This is a genomic window from Gemmatimonadetes bacterium SCN 70-22, from assembly GCA_001724275.1.
In the GTDB taxonomy this organism is placed as follows: Bacteria; Gemmatimonadota; Gemmatimonadetes; order Gemmatimonadales; family Gemmatimonadaceae; genus SCN-70-22.
In genome coordinates this window covers 20,804-35,283 of the sequence record MEDZ01000036.1, presented here as the reverse complement: position 1 = coordinate 35,283, position 14,480 = coordinate 20,804, and the positions used below count along the sequence as shown (strand labels likewise).

Annotated in this window: 9 protein-coding genes; 4 read left to right on the top strand and 5 right to left on the bottom strand. The window is 69.7% G+C overall.

Going from position 1 to position 14,480, the window contains the following annotated elements:
- Window positions 1-91: 91 nt before the first annotated feature.
- The 3 genes from ABS52_15645 (at window position 92) to ABS52_15635 (ending at window position 4,071) form a co-directional block, all read left to right on the top strand.
- Window positions 92-2,590, top strand: coding sequence for a hypothetical protein (locus tag ABS52_15645; GenBank protein ID ODT02031.1), 2,499 nt, complete (start codon window positions 92-94; stop codon window positions 2,588-2,590).
- 145 nt (window positions 2,591-2,735) lie between these two features.
- Entirely contained in the window at window positions 2,736-3,089 is a 354-nt protein-coding gene (locus ABS52_15640) for a transcriptional regulator (GenBank protein ODT02030.1), read from the top strand.
- Window positions 3,090-3,096: 7 nt separating this feature from the next.
- Window positions 3,097-4,071 carry an ATPase gene (locus ABS52_15635; protein ODT02029.1) on the top strand — a complete coding sequence of 325 codons (975 nt, stop codon included), beginning with the start codon at window positions 3,097-3,099 and terminating at the stop codon, window positions 4,069-4,071.
- 55 nt (window positions 4,072-4,126) lie between these two features.
- Here the strand turns inward: ABS52_15635 and ABS52_15630 are convergent, their stop codons facing one another.
- The 4 genes from ABS52_15630 to ABS52_15615 all read right to left on the bottom strand — a co-directional run bounded on the left by ABS52_15630 (window position 4,127) and on the right by ABS52_15615 (window position 10,241).
- Entirely contained in the window at window positions 4,127-4,555 is a 429-nt protein-coding gene (locus ABS52_15630; GenBank protein ID ODT02028.1) for a hypothetical protein, read from the bottom strand.
- Between the two features lie 172 nt (window positions 4,556-4,727).
- Window positions 4,728-6,710 carry a hypothetical protein gene (locus tag ABS52_15625; protein ID ODT02027.1) on the bottom strand — a complete coding sequence of 661 codons (1,983 nt, stop codon included), beginning with the start codon at window positions 6,708-6,710 and terminating at the stop codon, window positions 4,728-4,730.
- Window positions 6,711-6,712: 2 nt separating this feature from the next.
- Window positions 6,713-9,553 carry a hypothetical protein gene (locus ABS52_15620; protein ID ODT02026.1) on the bottom strand — a complete coding sequence of 947 codons (2,841 nt, stop codon included), beginning with the start codon at window positions 9,551-9,553 and terminating at the stop codon, window positions 6,713-6,715.
- A gap of 286 nt (window positions 9,554-9,839) precedes the next feature.
- On the bottom strand, window positions 9,840-10,241 hold the full coding sequence (locus ABS52_15615) for a hypothetical protein (GenBank protein ODT02032.1): 402 nt from the start codon (window positions 10,239-10,241) through the stop codon (window positions 9,840-9,842).
- Window positions 10,242-11,589: 1,348 nt separating this feature from the next.
- Here ABS52_15615 and ABS52_15610 point away from each other — a divergent pair.
- Entirely contained in the window at window positions 11,590-12,204 is a 615-nt protein-coding gene (locus ABS52_15610) for a hypothetical protein (GenBank protein ID ODT02025.1), read from the top strand.
- A gap of 120 nt (window positions 12,205-12,324) precedes the next feature.
- Here the strand turns inward: ABS52_15610 and ABS52_15605 are convergent, their stop codons facing one another.
- The gene (locus ABS52_15605; GenBank protein ODT02024.1) at window positions 12,325-14,265 is read right to left on the bottom strand and encodes a hypothetical protein; all 1,941 of its coding nucleotides are present in this window, start codon (window positions 14,263-14,265) and stop codon (window positions 12,325-12,327) included.
- Between the last annotated feature and the right edge of the window lie 215 nt (window positions 14,266-14,480).

Sequence of the window (14,480 nt, the reverse complement as noted above, 5' to 3'; positions counted from 1 at the left end):
GGGTGGTGCCACGGCCGGGGTCCAAACCATCGGCCGTGTGGAGGCTGTCGAACCATGGCACCCGGGACTGCCCTCCACCCCCTCCAGACCGATGCGCGACCTCCGCTACGCGTTCCGCACCCTCCGCACGACGCCATTCGTCAACGCGGTCGCCATCCTCTCGCTGGCGCTCGGCATCGGTGCGAATGCGGCGATCTATTCGCTGTTCGACCAGGTTCTGCTGCGCCCCCTCCCGGTCGAGGCGCCCGAGCAGCTGGTCAACCTGAAGCTCCCGGGCCCCATCCAGGGGAGCGACTCCTGCAACCAGTCGGGGTGCGGCGACGGCTTGATCTGGAGCTATCCCATGCTGCGCGACCTCGAGCGCACGCAGACGGCGCTGGCCGGGATCGCCGGGCACCGGATCTTCGGGGCGAGCATCGCCCTCGGCGACGAGCCGGCCGTTGGGGAGGGGATCTTCGTCACGGGGGGCTACTTCGCCACGCTCGGGCTGCGCCCCGCGTTAGGGCGCCTCCTCCAGCCGCGGGACAACGAGCCGGGGGCGGACAACATGGTCGCGGTGATCAGCCACCGCTTCTGGAGCGACCGCTTCGGCGGGAAGGGCGACGCGCTGGGGGAGCTGCTGCGGATCAACGGGCGGCCGTACACCATCGTGGGGGTCGCCCCCGAGGGGTTCGAGGGGAACACGTTGGGCGCGCGCCCGCTGGTGTACATCCCCATGCAGTCGCGCGTGTGGGTGGGGGCGTACAATGGCCTCGAGAATCGGCGCGACTACTGGGTGTACGTCTTCGGGCGACGCAAGGCGGGGATGTCGATGGAGGCCACGAAGGCGGGGCTGGACCGCGTCGTCGCGCCGATCCTGGCCGACGTGGAGGCGCCGCTGCAGCGGGGGATGAGCGAGCCGACGATGGCGCGCTTCAAGGCCAAGCGCGTGGTGCTGGAGCCGGGCGCCCGTGGGCAGAGCAGCATGCAGGGCGAGGCGCGCACGCCGCTGGTGATGCTCTTCGCCATCACCGCCGTGGTGCTGCTCATCGCCTGCGCGAACATCGCCAACCTCCTCCTCGCGCGCGGCGCGAGCCGCGCCACCGAGATGGGGGTGCGCCTGGCGCTAGGCGCCAGCCGCAAGCGGCTCGTCTCGCAGCTGCTGGTCGAGTCGCTCGTCCTGGCGATGCTCGGCGGGGTGGTGAGCCTGCTGGTGGCGCGGTGGACGCTGCAGGGGATCGCCGGTCTCCTCCCCCCCGAGGGGGCGATGTCGTTGGAGTTCCGGGTGCAGGCACCGGTGCTGCTCTTCGCGGCGGCGCTCGCCGTGGGGACGGGGTTCCTCTTCGGCCTCTTCCCCGCGCTCCACTCCACGCGCCCCGACCTCATCACATCGATCCGCGCCGGGGCCGGACAGATTGCCGGCGGTGGCGTGGCCGCGCGCTTCCGCACGGCGCTCGCGGTCGCGCAGATCGCCCTCTCCACCGCGCTCCTCGTCTCGGCCGGGCTCTTCCTCAAGAGCCTGGTCAACGTGAGCCGCGTCGACCTCGGGATCCGCATCGACAGCGTCGCGACCTTCTCGATCGCCCCCCTGCGTGCGGGCTACGACACCCTGCGCGCCAAGGTGCTCTACGCCCGCATCGAGGACGAGCTGCGCGCCCTGCCCGGCGTCACCGGGGTGACGAGCTCGCTCGTCCCGCTCCTGTCGGGCGACAGTTGGGGGAACGGCGTGCGGGTGCAAGGGTTCGAGTGCCTCCCCGACACCGACTGCGACTCGCGCTACACCGCGGTGGGGGCAGGTTACTTCGCGATGATCGGCGCCTCGATGCTGTCGGGGCGCGACTTCCACGCGTCCGACCAGTCCGGGGCGCCGAGGGTGGCGGTGGTGAACCTGGCCTTCGCCGAGAAGTTCGGGCTGGGGCGCGACGCGGTCGGCAAGTTCATGGGGCGCGCCAGCGGCAACGACTCGCTAGGCATCCAGATCGTGGGGCTGGCGCCCAACGTTGCCTACAACGACGCCAAGCGCGAGCCGCAGCCCGTCTTCTACCTGCCATGGATGCAGGAGGGGATCCTGGGGCAGATGTATTTCTACACCCGCACGCGGCTATCCAGCGACCAGCTGATCGCGGAGATCCCGCGCATGATGAAGCGGATCGACCCCGCGCTCCCGGTGCAGGAGCTCAAGACGATGCCCCAGCAGCTGCGGGAGAACATCTTCCTGGACCGGATGATCTCCATCCTCTCGGCCGCGTTCGCGTGCCTGGCGACGCTGCTGGCGGCGGTGGGGCTGTACGGCGTCCTGGCCTATTCGGTGGCGCAGCGGACGCGCGAGATCGGCGTGCGGATGGCGCTGGGCGCGGATGTCGGGCGCGTGCGAGGGATGATCCTGCGGCAGGTCGGGGTGATGGTCGCCGTCGGCGCGACGCTGGGGGCGCTCGGAGCGTTCGGCCTGGGGCGTGCGGCGCAGTCGCTCCTCTACGGGCTGGAGGGGCACGATCCGTTCGTCTTCGCGACCGCGGTCTTGCTCCTGGCGGCGGTGGCGTTCGGGGCAGGGTGGATCCCGGCGCGCCGGGCCAGCCGGACGCAACCCATGCGGGCGTTGCGATACGACTGAGGGGGGTCGCTGGATCGACGCGGTATCCACGCGTCGGGCACGAAACGGACATCCGGTGCTGCACCCGACCGCATGCGACATCCCGGCGGTGTGTGGCCGCACGCCCTCTTGCGCGTCGGGCCCGTGGGAGATATCATACAACCATATGGTTGTACGTTTCTCACTCCCCGATGGCGAGATCGATCGCCTCTTTCGCGCCCTCGCGGACCCCACGCGACGCGACATCGTGGCGCGCCTGCTCTCGGATGAGCCGGCATCCGTCTCGACGCTCGCCTCGCACTACGACATGTCGTTCGCGGCCGTGCAGAAGCACGTCGCCGTGCTCGAGGAGGCTGGGCTCGTGACCAAGCATCCGCACGGGCGCGAACGCATCGTCCGCGGCAATCCGGAGCGGCTCGCGCAGGCACGCGCGCTCCTCTCCCAGCTGGAGCAGCTCTGGGTGTCCCGCTTCAGCCAGCTCGACGCCATTCTCGCCGAACCACGTCCACGCAAGGAGTAACCCCCTCATGCCGATCACCGACGTCTCCTCCAACGCGCACGACCTCACCCTCACGGTCGTCGCCGACTACCCCGTCCCGGTGGAACGGCTCTGGGACGCATATGCCGACCCGCGGCAGCTGGAGCGCTTCTGGGGCCCCGAGCAGTGGCCCGCCACCTTCACGCGCCACGACATGGCCGTGGGGGGGCGCTCGCACTACTACATGACGGGCCCCGACGGGGCGATGTCGCACGGGTGGTTCCGCTACCTGGCCGTCGAGCCCTACAAGCGCCTCGACCTGGAGGATGGCTTCGGCGACGCCGACGGCACGCCTAACGACTCCATGCCCACCATGCGCATGGTCTTCCACTTCGAGTCCACGCCCACCGGGTCGCGCTTCAGGAGCGTGACGACCTTCCCCAGCCTCGAGGCGATGGAGCAGCTGGTGCAGATGGGGATGATGGAAGGGATGCGCTCGGCGATGGGGCAGGTCGATGCGGTGCTGGCCGACCTCGCCTCGTTCGCGGCGAGCCGTGGCACCGACGCGCAGCTCCTGAGCGACACGCAGGTGCGCGTGAGCCGCATCATCCGCGGGAGCGCGCAGCAGGTCTGGCGCGCGCATCACGAGCCGGCGCTCATGCGGCGATGGCTCCTGGGCCCCGATGGATGGACGATGCCGGTGTGCGAGGTCGCGACCGCGGTCGGCCAGCGCTACCGCTACGAGTGGGAGAAGACGGACGGCTCGCAGCGCTTCGGCTTCGAGGGCGAGCTGCTGGAGAGCGCGCCGCCGCACCGCGCGGTGACGTCCGAGCAGATGATCGGGATGCCGGGGCCCGGCACGCGCAACGAGCTGACGCTCACTCCGTTGCAGGAGGGGACGCTGATGAGCCTCATCATCACGTACCCCAGCAAGGAGGTGCGTGACATGGTCCTCGGGTCGGGGATGACGAAGGGGATGGAGGCGAGCTACGCGCGGCTGGAGCGGGAGCTGCTGGCGGCGTGATGCCGTGGCGACCGCGCATGCTGCGGCGCACGCTGCGGCGTGCGCGGTCGCTCCCCTAGGCAGGGGCCGCGGTGGCCTTTCGCGCGCCGAGCATCCCGCCGAGCCACGCCATCGGGAGGTACGCCCCCACCAGGTCCACGACGTTGAACCACATGGGCGAGGGCAGCATCGACACCGCCGTCACGCCCCCCGCCAGGAAGAGCACGCCGATGACGAGGGCGAGCCGCCGCTTGTAGCTGACGGCCACCAGCGCGGCGACCGTCGCACCCACGAGCGTCCCCAGCGCGTGGGCGAGGAAGGGAAAGAGGAAGTGCCTGGGCTGGAACAGGTGCATCGAGGCCTTCAGCCCTTCCGTGGTCGTGACGTCGGCGCCGGCCGGCGGGGGGATGATGCTCCCGCTCACCGTGACGAGCCCCATGTTGACCACGCTGCCGACGGCGAAGCCTGCCACCACGGCCAGGACATTGCGGATGAGGGGATTCACGGCGTGCTCCGCGGTTGGGAGGGGAGAGCGGTGTGGGGGGCTCCGGTGACGCCAGCTCCATCTCACGCGATTCGGCGCCCAAAGGTCGGTGCTGCCGGCGGCCGACGCAAGCTGGATGTCCCGGAAGCCTTCGCGGATTCGCTGTGCCCGCCGCATCGCCGCCGCCCCCCCGCTACTGCCAGTACCGCGCGTTCGAGAAGTCCCAGCTCCGCTGCGACGCCACACCGCCCGGCGTCAGGAACGAGTGCTCCACCGACGAGTCGCGGATGCGGACCATGCCGAGGTTGTGCCCCTCGAGGTAGCCGCTGTTGTACGCGTCGGCGATGCGCTGGCGGAAGTAGGTGGCCGGGCGCACCTCCTGCCGGGTCCGTTGCACCAGGGAGAAGCCGCTCCCGTTCTCGTCCTGCTCCAGCACCACGAAGACGCCGTTCTCGAACCTCCCGTAGGCCGAGCGCCCGTCGTCGTCGACGATCGTCCCCACGGGCGACCCCGAGAAGCGCGAGACGAACTTGAGGAACTTGCTCGCGTAGTTCTTGATGGCGCTGCTCGTCAGCTGCAGGAATTGCACGGTGCTGACGGGATCGTAGGTCGGAGTCGCGCCGGCGGGCGCCGGGTGCAGGACACCGGTGGGAGAGGTCCGCCTGGGCCCGGCGCGGTGCGCAAGGCTGTCGAAGACGGTGTAGCGCACGGTCGAGGAGTAGCCGTAGTGCAGGTCGCCCGACAGGAGCACGACGTTGCGCCCGGCCATCAGGCGCAGGAACTGGTGGAGGTGCTCCTCGTTGGCCGCCCAGTTCTCGTAGTCGTACTTGTAGTCGCCCATGAAGAACGAGATGAAGCGCTGCAGCCACTCGATGCTGGAAAAGCCGAAGACCGGCGCGGCGGAGACGAGGACGATGGGGCGGGTGGTGGGCCAGTTGCGGGTGAGCGATTGCAGCCGTCGCATGGTGGCGTCCCACGACGGCTTGGTCTTGAGCCAGGCGGGGCCGGTGGGGTCGTGGTCGGCATCGTGGTCCTGGTGCCCCCGCATGGTGCGCGTGTCCAGGAAGTAGATGAACGGGTCGCTGGGGACGCAGAACTCCCAGCGGTCGATGCGCCAGAACGCCTCCTCGCACTGCGGGTACCGGCGCTCGCGCCCCTCCACGAGCGCCGCGAGGTCGCCGGCGTCGCCGAACGCGTCGGGGTCGTTGCCGTAGCCCTGGCACAGCCAGTACGCCATGAGCGCGTTGGCCACCACGCGGCGACCCAGCTCCTTCGCCCAGACCTCCCGCTTCCACCGGACGCTCAGGTTCCAGTCGTCGGTGACGTCGTGGTCGTCGAACACCATGTACGTGGGGCAGTTCGCCATCAGCCGCCGCGCGGCGGGGAGCCCCTTGGTGAAGTGCTCCAGCTCCTTCGGCGGGTCGCTCCACGTGCGGACGTTCCACATCAGCCCGTACAGCGCCAGGTACTCGGCGAGCCGGATCATGTGGTTGTCCAGGTCGTCCGAGGTCAGGCCGGCGTAGCGCTTGAGGATGGTGGCGCGCTTGCCGACACCGACGTGCCGCCCGGGGCCGGGGAGTTCCTCGACCTTCGGCTGGATCTTCCGCGACAGCGCGATGACCTGCCGCATCACCAGGTCGTGCACGTCGTCGGCGTATACCTGGTCGCCGCCGAGGCACATGACCGCGGGGCGCCGAGCAAGGTCGGTCACGTGGCGCGCCACCAGGGTGTCGCCGTCGGCCATGGTATCGGTCTTCCCGCCGTGGGCGTCGTGGATCTTGCGGCAGGAGCCGTAGAACGCCGTGAGGGGGGCGCGCGGGCGCTGCAGGAAGAACGTGGGGAGCGCCTGTCCGTCGTAGGCCAGCTTCTCCTGCCTGACGAGATCGGCGAAGGGGGCATCGTCCCACCCCGTCGCCGTGCGCACGCCGATGCCGTACGCCAGCAGCGCCCCCGTGGGGAACGGCTGCGGTGGCCGGATGCGACCGAAGGTGATGAAGAGGCGCTCGGTGACCTGCACCGTGAATGGGTGCTCGTCGTGGGCAAGCCAGGCGCCCGTCCCGGCCAGCTTCACGCTGAAGCGGATGTCTGGCCGGGAATAGGTGGCGAGCTGGATGACGACGAGCTCCGGCTCGCAGCGTCGAAGCAGCGGACCGAAGAAGATGTCGTCGGTGGTCACGATCAGACCTGTCGCCCGGTCTTCGGGTCGTACTTCACCTCGACGGGGACCACCTGGTCGGTGGGGAGGATCTCCAGCCACTGGTCGAAGATCTCGTAGTTCCCCCCGACGTTGGCCCGGAAGCCCCCCTCCAGCGGATAGAAGCCGTGTTCGTAGACGCGGTCGATGGGGGTACTGGTGACCACGTTCGCCTCGTCCACCAGCTGCGGATCGGCGATCTCGTCCTCCTTGGGATACTTCCCCGTCTCGACTCCCTCCTGGTGCTTCCGCCGGATCTTGCGCGCCAGGTCCATGATCACGTCGAGCATCGGCTGCCCGTTCAGCGGGTTGCCGTCGATGTCCTTCTCGTTGGGATTGTCGGTCTGGTAGATGTCCGCCGGCCCGATCCCGTTGAACCCTTCCACCCCCTGGAGCCAGTTGATCGCGGCCTCCTCCTTGCCGGGGCGGATGGGGATCACCGCCTTGACCCACGGGGCGTTGAGGAAGGCATTGCGCATGTTGTCGCCGTCCAGCTGCAACAGCCAGCCGAGCGAGCTGCCGAAGCGTGCCGGCTGCGAGTCGGCGGTGATCCAGTAGTTGTCGCGGTTGGGATCGTCCATGCCCCCCCAGCCGACCTTGGTGGCGGCGAGGGCGGCGGCGTTCCCGCTGCTGGCCGCGTTCGCGAGCCCCTGCAACAGGCTCCGCACGCCGGCGTCGAGGCGGCGGACGAGCTCGCGCGCCGGGGAGCGCGGCTCCAGCTGCTGCTTGGCGTCGTAGAAACGCGGCCGCCACCACTCGGGCGCCACGAAGTACAGCATCTTGTCGACGTCGAAGATCGAGTTGATCAGCTCCGCCACCACGTGGCGCGTCCGGTCGTCGGGCATCGGGACGCCCGCCGTCAGCATCTCCTGGATGAGCTTGCGGTAGACGACGATCCGCTCCTCCTCCCGCAGCTCATCGCTGGGGCGCTGCGCGATCTCGTGGGTGAGCTTGATGCGCTCCTTGGCCGTCTCGAGGAAGGCCTTCTGGAACTCGGCGGCCTCGCGCGCCTTGAACGCGTCGAGGTTGGCCTTGTTCCTGGCGACGACGTCGTCGTTGGCCCCCGGGGCCGGCGACCAGTGCAGGGTGAGCCCCACCTGCACGCTGTTCTGCCCCTGGAAGTCCGCCGAGTCCAGGTGCAAGGTGAACTTGGCGCGGTTGTCGCCGTTGTCGATCCCTCCCTTGCGCGATGCCTGCACCGGCTTCCCCTGGCCGTCGAACTCGACGTTCTCCAGCACGTAGCCCGAGCGCGGGCAGACCGCCTCCATCGGGAAGTCGGACTGGATCTTCTCGAGGTTGCCGAACCACTCCGAGTCGTCCACTTCGACGCCGTCCTTGTACACCTCCCCCTCGTTGTCGGCGTCGGTCCCCTCGATCGAGATGAACGGGATGGTGACCACCTTCTGCTCGGCGAACGGCTGCAGCATCGGGATCTCTTCCGGCGCCGGGATGCCGTCCAGGTCGGCGGGCTTGGCGATGTGCATCAGCTGGGCGAGCCCCAGCTGCTCGCCCGGGCGGTCCACATAGGTCTGCCAGCACAGGTAGCTCCCGACGTCCTGCACCTGCACCGCCACCTGGCGCATCTTGCGCCGCAGCTCGTAGTTGATGAGGGCGTCGGTGGTGTTGGTCAGGACGTAGCGCTTGCTCGACGTGTCGGTCGTCTCGCTGATGGTCTTGAACGTGGACTTGAAGCTCTTGCGGATCTCGCTGGACAGCTTCTCGGTCTGCTGCCGCATCCGCTTGTGCGACTCCTCCCGGGCCTGCTGCTGGCTGCGGCTGTAGTCGAAGCTGGACGTGGCCGTCACCGAGGCGTAGGAGGCGCTCACGCTCGCCCCGAACTTGATGTCGTCCTTGTTGTCCTGCTTCACCGCCTCGCTGATCTCTTCCTGCGTGCTGGTCTGCGTCTCGTTGCGGAAGGTCGTCTCCAGCGCCTGCTCCAGCGTCTTCTCCACAACCACGCGGCGCGTCTGCACCTCGACCAGCTCCACGGTGGAGCCCGGGCTCATCCACACGTGGCCGACCGGCGTGCCGAGGAAGGAGTCGAGCTCGAAGAAGTACTGCCGGAAGAGGTGCACGACGCTGATCGGCGAGAGCGCCACGCGTTGCAGGTGCTCGCGGTCGCGCGGGTTGAGCGTGTCCAGGCCGAGCGCCCCCTCGATGGGGTTGGCGGCGCCGAGTGCCTGCAGCAGCGACGCCGCCTTGGCGGCGTTGTCCCTGGTGGTGAAGAAGACGTCGGCCAGCGTGCCGAAGGCCTTCTGCGCGGCCAGGTACTGGAGCGCCCCGGCCATCGACGACTCGTAGCGCAGCCGGCTCTCCAACGTGGCCCGGGCGCGATCGGGTTCGAGCGCACGGCTGCGCGCGAGTGTCTCGAAGCGCCCCGTCGCCTCTCCCTTGCAGAGCTGCTGGTAGAGCTCGGTGTAGACGGGGGTGACCTCCTGCGCGAAGGTGCGCTCGAGCTCCTCTGCGGAGAGGAGCTTCTGCCAGAGCGCCGGCTTGAGGCGCTCACCCGCGGGGAACTTGGTTGCCAGCTTCGCCAGCAGGACGCTGTCGAAGGTGCGCAGCCCCACCGCCGTGGCCGCGCCGGGTTGCACCTTGATCTTCACCTCGCAGCGTTCGCCGTAGGTGACGTCGATGAGCCCGCTGAACTGCCGGCCGAACCGCTCCAGGAGGGATCGGCGATCGTTGTCGTAGCCGGCGTCGAGGCGGGAGGCGATGCGCTTGGACTTCCAGCCGAGCAACGGCTGGTAGATGCCGAAGAGCTCGCTATCGTATGGCAGGACCGCGGTGTAGTCGATCAGGTCGGTCAGGCGCTTCGGTGATGCCATCGCGATAGCCTCCGGGAGTCACGGCGGGGTCAGGGTATGGGCGTCACCGCGTGGCCAAACGTTTGGTGCGTGCGAGCGGCGGCGCGCCAGGGGGCGAGCGGAGCGGGCGCACGATAATGTCGTGGGCCGCCAACGCACGTGTTGCAGGTCACGGGCACCGCGTGTCAGGTGCCCGGGAGAATGCCGGCCGTCGAGGTTGTGGGTACGGGCGCGCTTGGCGTGCTTGGCGTGCTTGGCGCGCTTGGCGCGCTCGGCGTTGCCCCGTCTCCGGGGCGACGGCCACCCGTCAGGGGGTCCAGCCGGGAAGCGCTGCGCCCTGCCGCACCCATGCCGCGAACTGCCGTTCGTCGAGCCGGTCGCCCTCGCGAAGGTCGATCCAGCGGGCGTCCTTGCTGCGTGGGGTGCCCCCAGGCGGCACCGGCTGCAACGACGTGCCGCGAAAGAAGGTGACCTTCACGTAGTGGGTGTAGACGTGGAACGACAGGAACCACCCCTGTCCCTCGATGCCGTAGAACGGCGAGTTCCACTTGACCGCCTTGCGCACGTTAGGCACCGCGCGCGAGATGATGGCGTCGAGCCGCGCGCCCAGCTCACGCTTCCACCCCGGCATGGCGGCGATGTACGCCTGCACGGGGGCGTCACCGTCCGCCTTGGCGACCTGGGGGTTGCCACCGGCGAGGAGGCGCAAGCGCGGGCGCTTGCTCGCCGTGGTCCCTCCCGTGCCGTCCTTGGACCCGTTGAGCGCCACCGCCGCCTTGACGAGCGCCTTGAAGGCGCGCGCGTCGACCTTCTCCCCCTCGCGGATATCGATCGCGCGGCGGGTGTTCCCCGTCAGGCTGGAATTGAAGAGGTGCGAGGGGTCCGGGACGCTGGCTCCCCGGGCGAAGGTGAGCTTCACGACCTTCTGGTAGGCCTCGCCGGTGCAGACGATCCCGCCGTGCGACCAGACGGGATTGTCCCACTTCCACTCCTCGATCATTCCTGATGCGGCATCGAGTACGAGCGCCCGCATGCGGGCCAGCGTCTCCCCGCGCCATCCCCCCAGGTCGCGGATCCGCTGGTCGATGAGGCGCGACGCGTCTTGCGTGGCGGAGCCCGTCTTTGGCCCCGTCTTTGGCCCCGTCTTTGGCCCCGTCTTTGGCCCCGTCTTTGGCCCCGCCGTTGCACCGGCGGCCGGCTTCCGCGCCGTGCGTGCGCGGGGGGCAGGCTTTGCCGGCGACGTCTCCAGCCGCTCCAGCCGTCCCTTGCTTCGCACGATGTTCTTGTAGTCCCACTGGATATCGCGGGCCTTGGCCAGCCAGCGCTGGAGCACCTTGGTGTCGACATCGTCGACCTTCGTATAGCGCGCCTCGGCGGCCTTGAAGGTCCCCTCCGCCGCCAGCCCGGCCTCGTCGAACGACTGGCCGCTCCAGAACAGCAGCCGCACGCTGTTCTTGAGCTTGCTGTACCCGACGATCGGGTTGCCGTCGAGGAACCAAACGGGGTGGGCGTGCCAGATCTTGTGTTCCGCCTCGGGGAGGTGGCGCGTGATCTCCTCGGCCAGCAGCTGGCAGATCGCCCGGTCGGCGGGCGATTGGGCCGCATTGTACTCCTCGACGCTGCTATGTGGCATGGCGCGTTCCTCGGTCCTTGTAGCTGACGATGATCGGATGTGGGTGGTTGTGCGGGGCGCCACGGGCGTGATGGCCGGCTGCAGGAAGGAGGCGGGCCTGCGTGCGTGCCGAGCGCCGAAGGTTGGTACGAATGGCACGAGGCCGCTAGGGGGCGAGTGATCGAGTGCAGCTGGCCATCGCGCCGTTGGGTCATCCTTGCCGCCGCCCCAGACCTCCAGGCAGGCGCGCGCAGCATGTGTGCCAAAACGTGTAGGGTATCCGCCCCGCCGAAATACGGGACTGACGGATGGTGCCGGCAGGGCGGGGTGTCATGATGGAGCGCGGCGCGGGGCAAGCTGGTCCGCGTCCGCGTCGAAAGCGACAACACGTCACCGGGAGGACACCATGCACATGCGAGTCCTAACGGTCGCGGCTGCCATCGTGATGGGGGGGATCCCCGCCGTGGCCACGGCCCAGACCTCGTCTGCCGATCCGATACGGCTGGGTATCCTTGGCGGCGTCAACTCCGCCACCGTCGGAGGCAAGGACGCCGAGGATGCCGACCGCCTGACCGCGTTCCTGTTCGGCGTCTCGGTCCTCAAGCCGCTCGGCGGTGGCTGGGGCATTCGCCCGGAACTGCTCTATTCGCGCAGAGGGGCGGAGGCGCCGATCGACGACGAGGATGTCACGGGCAAGGCCAAGATCAAGATCGACTACCTGGACGTCCCCGTATTGGTGCAATACGAGGGGAAGACGGGTGGCGGCGTCCGCCCGCACGTGTACGCCGGGCCGTCCGTCGGCTTCAAGGTGCGCTGCAAGCTCGAGGGCACCGGTGCAGGGGTGACGGCGTCGATGGACTGCGACGACGCCGATCTCGACATCAAGAGCGTGGACTTCGCCGGGGTCGTCGGCGGTGGGGTGGCACTCCCCATCGGCCGCCATTTCGCGACCCTGGGGGTCAGGTACCAGCACGGCTTCACCGACCTGGAGTCCGAATCGGTGGTCAAGAACCGCGTGCTGTCGGTATACGCCGGCCTCGAGTTCTCGCTGACACGTTAGGCTGCGCGGCGCGGCGCCCGCCGAGGGTGCCGCGCCGAGCGCCAACTCCGCTCGCCGGGTGGCGGCATCCAGCGTGCCGGTCAGGGGGAGAGAGGTGCAGCCGTGCGTCTCGCGCGCCCCCTACGGCGATACCACCAGCACCCGCCGCCACAATCGCCCCGGCGGTGTCGTCACGGTCGACAGCACGTACTCGCCCGGGGCGCGCGGTGTGAAGGTGAAGTCGTACGTCTCTCCCACGTCCACGCGCACGCGCGCGGGCTGCGCCGCGCGCAATGCCGCCGGGAGCGTCGCCCCGTCCTTCGCCAGCGGCACCCACTCGGCCAGCGCGCTGTCCCGGCGGATGGTGAATGCGAACGCCTCTGCCGGCCCGATGTTGATGAACCGGAACCGATGCGCCTCGCCCACCCGCATGGCGATCGGCGGGCCGCGCACGGAGTCACCGTTCACCAATGCCTGCACCGAATCCCCTGCGGAGTCCCAGCCGAGGATGTGCACGTGATCCGTTCGCGCGTCGAACCGTTGGCCGGGCTCCAGCACGATGAGCGGACCGTAGAGCCCCGACGTCAGCTGCTCGATGTCCCGCAGGTGCGTGTGATAGATGAACGTTCCGGCGCGTGGTGTCGTCAGGCGCGCCGTGAAGCGCCCGCCTGGCGGCACCGATGGCGTCGGACGTCCGCCGTCGACTCCGCCCCAGCCGGCGACGCCGTCGGAATAGCTCTCGAGTTCGAGGCCGTGCCAATGCACGCTCGTCGCCTCGCGCAGCCGGTTGTGCACGCGCACATCCGTCGGCTGGCCGCGCGTCAGGACCAGCAGCGAGCCGGGGAGCACGAGCGAGTCCGGACCCGGCGCGCGAGCGCCCTGCTGCAGCACGAAGCTCATCGCGCGCGCCGCGCGCGTGCGCCGCACCCCCTCCTGCACGTACAGGTCGAGCGTGCGCGCGCGCCCGCGCGGGGGCACGCGCGCCCCCGCGGGGAGTCGCGCGTCGATCCCCACCACCAGCCCCGCCATGTGCAACCGGGGATCTTCGGCGTGCGCCTGGTGCAGGTCGGCGGGATTCGTCCCGGCACGCGCGATCGGCGCGACCACATGGAACATCAGGTGGCAGTGGAAGATCCAGCGCCCGGGCCTCACCGGCGCCCAGGACATCCGCATCGTCTGCCCTCCCCGCAGCACCTCGGTCACCACCTCGCGCTGGCGGTCGCGCGCAAAGGTCGTGTCGACCCAGATGTGCCCCTTGCTCTCCACGCGGAAGTACGCGCCATGCAGGTGCATCGGGTGCGGACGCAGCGACGCGTTCACCACCCGCCAGTGCAGCGTGTCGCCCACCGTGGCGGCCAGCTGCTCCGTGTACGGCCAGGAGCGCCCGTTGATCGCGAGTGCATTGTCGTATGCGCCCGAGTCGCGCGGGGCCCCCCAGATGTTGATCACCATGATGCGGTCGCCGGCGCGGTGGCTGGCGCGGTCGCTGGCGCGGTCGCTGGCGCGGTCGCTGACGCGGTCGCTCGCATGAGCGCCGCGCGGGTCCACCACGAACGCGCCCGCCGTGAGGTCGCGCTCCACCGCGTCGGCCACGTTCCCGATCCGCACGCGGTACAGGTAGGTGCCGGGCACTCCCGCCAGGAAGGTCACCGTGCGCGTCTCGCCCGGGCGCACGGGGACGCTGTCGCGCGGCGACGGGCGTGCCACGAAGCCTCGCAGTATGACCGTCGAGTCTGCCAAGTGGTTGGTCACCGTCGCGACGACCGTCGTCCCCTCGGGCACGCGCAGCAGCGGGCCCGGTATCTGCGGCGCCTTACCCTCCTCTGCCAGCGCCTCGACCTGCAGCACAGGGCCGGAATCGGCTTCAGGGCGCCACTCGCCCCGGCGCACCTCTAGCCGCACGAAGAGCGAGTCGTTCCGCAGCGTGCCGGCGGGGACGGTGTTGTCGTTCGGCTCGACGCGCTCGAGGGGCGAGTGGGGCTTGCCCTGCACCGACCCTGGGGGCGGCCGCACCGCATCGCCTGGCGCGCGGGCCATGAGCAGGGAACCGACCACAACGAGAGCGATCACGGCCTGCTGCATCGATGCCCCCGGGGGGAGTGGGGTCTTCCCACTACGCAGGCGACAATTAGGGGGCGACGGAGGTGCGGCGCAAGGGAGCGCGGCTCGATCCATGCGCGCTGCCGTCGTCGGGGGTGGGCTCGCCCTTCCCGCCGGCGATCACTTCGCCGTCATCGTTGCCCGGTACCAGCACCGCGTCACCGACCTCACGTCGGACGCGACGGTGAAGAACCGGG

Excerpts from the sequence above, each read along its gene's own strand:
- ABS52_15635 (ODT02029.1), top strand. The coding sequence starts at position 3,097 with ATGCCGATCACCGACGTCTCCTCCAACGCGCACGACCTCACCCTCACG.
- ABS52_15645 (ODT02031.1), top strand. The coding sequence starts at position 92 with ATGCGCGACCTCCGCTACGCGTTCCGCACCCTCCGCACGACGCCATTC.
- ABS52_15640 (ODT02030.1), top strand. The coding sequence starts at position 2,736 with ATGGTTGTACGTTTCTCACTCCCCGATGGCGAGATCGATCGCCTCTTT.
- ABS52_15605 (ODT02024.1), bottom strand. The coding sequence starts at position 14,265 with ATGCAGCAGGCCGTGATCGCTCTCGTTGTGGTCGGTTCCCTGCTCATG.
- ABS52_15610 (ODT02025.1), top strand. The coding sequence starts at position 11,590 with ATGGGGGGGATCCCCGCCGTGGCCACGGCCCAGACCTCGTCTGCCGAT.
- ABS52_15620 (ODT02026.1), bottom strand. The coding sequence starts at position 9,553 with ATGGCATCACCGAAGCGCCTGACCGACCTGATCGACTACACCGCGGTC.